We start from the raw sequence: 3,881 nt of genomic DNA on the forward strand, positions 1-3,881 counted from the left end.
CAGACGTACAAGCAGATCCTGATGGTGGCGGGCATGGACCGCTACGTCCAGATCACGAAGTGTTTTCGGGATGAGGACCTGAGAGCGGATCGCCAGCCGGAGTTCACCCAGATCGACGTCGAGATGACGTTCGCGACGGAGGAGATGATCTACGGGTTGGTCGAAGGCCTGGTCTCTCAGATCTGGCGCGACACGCGCGGCATCGAGGTCGAGACGCCGTTCCCCCGGATGCCCTACGCCGAAGCCATCCGCCGCTACGGCTCCGACAAGCCCGACTTGCGGTTCGGCATGGAGATCGCCGACGTCTCGGAGCAGGTCCAAGGCTCCGGCTTCAAGGTGTTCGACGGCGTCCTCGAGGACGGCGGCGCGGTCGTCGCGATCCGGGTCGAGGGCGAGGGCGAGCGCGGCCGCAAGCCGATGGACAAGCTCGACAAGGACGTCGTGCGCAAGCAGATCGGGGCCGGCGGGCTGTTCTACGCCAAGCTTCCGAAGGACGGCTCCGAGTTCACGCAGTCCGTCAAGGCCGAGGTCTTTTCCCGGGACAAGATGCAGGCCGTCATCCAAGCCGTCGAGGCCGAGGCTGGAGACTTGGTGCTGGTGCTCGCCGGGCCGCAGCCCACCGTCTTCGAGCAGATGGGCGATCTGCGCCTGCACCTAGCGCGCGAGACCGGACTCATTCCCGAGGGCGCCGACGGCCCGTGGGAGTTCCTGTGGGTCACCGACTTCCCGCTCTTGGAGTGGGACGAGGAGAGCGGTCGGTTCCACGCGATGCACCACCCGTTCACGGCGCCCTCGAACCAAGACCTGGGCAAACTGAAAGATGACCCGGGCGCGGTCCGCAGCCAGGCCTACGACCTGGTCCTGAACGGCTCGGAGATCGGAGGCGGCTCGATCCGGATCCACCGCTCCGACGTCCAGTCGCGGATGTTCGAGCTCTTGGGCATCTCCGAAGAGGAGGCGTCCCGCCGGTTCGGCTTCCTGCTCGACGCGCTGAGGTACGGCGCCCCCCCGCACGGCGGCATCGCGCTCGGCCTGGACCGACTCGTCATGTTGCTGACCGGCGCGACGAGCCTGCGCGACGTGATCGCGTTCCCCAAGACGCAGCAGGCGACGGAGCTCATGTCGTCCGCCCCCGACGTCGTGGACCCGGAGCAGCTCGCCGAACTCCACATCCAGACCACGGCCGCCCTCGAGAGCCGCCAGGCCGGCGAAGCCAGCGTGGCCAAGACGACTCCCCTCGCGTCGGACCCGACCTGATCCGTTTCGCCCTCGAGGGCAGACTGACCGGACCTCGGCCTCGAGGACGGGACTTCGTCAGTCGGCTCTCAGCTCAGACACTGCGCGCAAGACGCCGCCGCGCATGACGTGCGTGAGGCTGCGGAACGCGCTCGAGGACGCGCCGGGGTCCTCGGTGAGCACGATCAGGTCGGCCAGCTTTCCGACCTCGAGGGTGCCGAGCCGGTCGAGCTCGCCCATCATCGCCGCGCCGTTGCGGGTCGCGGCCTCGAGGACGTCCGTGGGCGACAAGCCGGCGGCTTCCATCGCCTCGAGCTCGGCGTAGATCGACGGGCCGTGGAGCGTGAGTGGGTTGCCGGCGTCGGTCGCCGCGACGACCGGGATCCCGGCCGCGTGGACGCGAGCGAGGTTGGCGGCCATCATCGCTTCCTCGCGGCCGGCGTCGACGAACATCGCGAACACGGCCTCGGGTGACATCCCGGACGAGAGCGCGGGGGCGCCTGCGATCACGCGGCGCGTTTCGGCGTCGACGCAGCTGTTGGGATCATCGAGGACGGGCACGGCTCCCAGCCCCACGCTCGCGAGGGCTCGCCTCCAGTTTCTCCCGACCCCCAACGTGGGCGCATAGACCGTCCTGGCGGCGCCGGCTAAGCGGACGAACTCGTCGTCGACCGGTGCGTCCTCGACGCTATGGACCAGCATCGAGGCGCCGGCGCGGAGCGCGACTTTTGCGTTCACGAGCTCGGTCGCGTGGACGATGAGCGGCAAACCGTGGGCACGCGCCTCGGCACCGATCCGCATAAGCCGCGCGTCGAGGGCAGCGCGCTGGTCCGGTTGCGGGTTGAGGTACCAGACCTTGATCGCGTCCGCTCCGCGCTCGGCCAGTTGCCGCACGCTCGCAACCGCTTCGTCGTCCGTCTGCATCGGCAAAAACGTGTTCTCACCGTTCGCCGCCAAGATCGAGAACACCGGCTCGAAGTGGGTCAGCAGCGGCCCGGCAGAGCGGACGTGCGGGCGGTCCGTCCGTTCTTCGTCCCCCACGTCGATGGTCCACGGCATCCCGCCCGGATCGAAGACGGCGGTGACGCCCGAGCACAGGTAGGCGCGGTGCCACCGGTCGGGATCGGCCTCGAGGTCGGTCTGGAGCTGGTCGTAGTCGTAGACGTCCGTCCCGACGCCGCTGTCCGGCCGGCCGTCGAGCCAGCCGGTCTGCCCATAGTGGACGTGCGCGTCGACCAAGCCGGGCGTCACGAACCGGCCTCCGAGGTCGGCGGTCTCGGCGCCGGCCGGGACGCGGCACTCCCCGACGCACGTGATCTGCCCGTCCTCGACGACGAGGGCCGCGTCCTCGAGGACGGCGCCCGTCCCGTCATAGACCGTGGCTCCGACGAGAGCAGTTGGCTGCGCAACGGCGGACGCGCTGAGGAAGAGGGACAGCAGGAACGCGCGGAGGAACGGCATCGAGGGCATAGGCAGACCAATGGCCAAAGTAGCGGACGAGCCCTCTCGTACCTCACCGACCGTCCACGCGCTCGTACACGTCGGGTGCTGGCGGTCCTGCCACGCGCTGACCATCGGGGGTTACCTCTCGCTCCCACACCGAGATGCGTCCGTCCTCGAGGACGACGTCGATGGCCGTGTGCGACGCTCCAGGCGACGCCGGGCACTCTGCCCCTGCCGTCGAGCCGGCGTAGTCCCCGGGGCCGGTCCGCTCGAAGACCACCGCGCAGCCGTCGCGCGCGACCACGTCTGCCGAATCGAGGACGACCGGCTCGCCCTCGAGGTCGACCGATGCGGTCTCGAGGACGCCGAAGACGCGAGCGACGTAGCGGTCCCCCTCGTAGTCCACGCCGTAAACGGCCCGTTCGAGGGTCCCGTCTTCGAGGTCGCGCTCGACATAAACCCAGTTGCCGTCTTCGCGCTCGCGCCAGATCAGAGCGCCACGCATCGTTGTCCGCGCCGGCTCGGCGGCACTCGAGGGCGCGGTGGGGTCGGCGTAGGACGAGGCGAGGGCGGCTGCAATCTCTCCTGGGCCTGGGTCGACGTAGGCCTCGTCCTGGTAGCCGTTTCGAAAATCGCTGTCGCCCCCCCCGCAGGCAGCGAGGAACAGGGCGAGGAGGCAGACACGCATAGACCGAGGGAAGGTGTCTCCTCCCTCCGTTGCCAGACCGCCTCTCGGATCAGGCTCCCGGCTCCGGGCGCCCGGCGTCCTGCAACCCCGCCAGCGCCTCGAGGTCGACGGTGCCGAGCGCGGCCTCGAGGTCGTCGTCGTCGACGCCCGTGCCCGTGACTCGGACGTGGAACCGGTCGGCCACGGCGACGCTGAACTCGCCCGACCTCGAGGACGGGTCGTAGCGGCGGAACCCGCGGCGCCCGTCGACCTCAACGGTCCGCTCGGACGCGGCGCCGGCCTGGCGGTCGAAGTCGGCTTGGATCCAGCCCAGACCCATGATCCCCATCGTCTCGAGGTCGGCGTAGTCGGTGAACCGGACGACGTAGCTGCCGCCCTCGAAGGCGTAGCGCCCCTCGGCCTGAGAGATCGAGACGCCCAGGGCGCTGTCGGCCGCGACCTCGGCCTCGCTGCGAGGCACGCCGCCGATCTCGGCCGGGAGCAGGGCGCGGAGGGCCTCGGCGTCGACCGGCTG

3 protein-coding genes and 1 pseudogene are annotated in these 3,881 nt (G+C 69.8%); 1 reads left to right on the plus strand and 3 read right to left on the minus strand.

Features of this window, described 5'->3' with window-relative positions:
• Window positions 1–1,240, plus strand: a pseudogene (aspS, locus tag WBA11_RS04560) (aspartate--tRNA ligase); the annotation flags it as partial.
• 74 nt (window positions 1,241–1,314) lie between these two features.
• On the opposite strand, the gene WBA11_RS04565 reads toward aspS, so the two are convergent.
• The 3 genes from WBA11_RS04565 to WBA11_RS04575 form a co-directional block, all read right to left on the minus strand.
• Window positions 1,315–2,697 (minus strand): amidohydrolase family protein, encoded by a 1,383-nt coding sequence (locus tag WBA11_RS04565; RefSeq protein ID WP_424519540.1) that lies wholly within the window; start codon window positions 2,695–2,697, stop codon window positions 1,315–1,317.
• A gap of 52 nt (window positions 2,698–2,749) precedes the next feature.
• A complete protein-coding gene (locus WBA11_RS04570; protein ID WP_424519541.1) occupies window positions 2,750–3,367 on the minus strand; it encodes a CpcT/CpeT family chromophore lyase in 618 nt (205 codons plus the stop codon).
• 49 nt (window positions 3,368–3,416) lie between these two features.
• Window positions 3,417–3,881 (minus strand): hypothetical protein (locus WBA11_RS04575; RefSeq protein WP_424519542.1); only part of this gene is annotated, 465 nt, incomplete at its 5' end.

This window comes from Rubrivirga sp., from assembly GCF_049648075.1.
Classification (GTDB): domain Bacteria; phylum Bacteroidota; class Rhodothermia; order Rhodothermales; family Rubricoccaceae; genus Rubrivirga.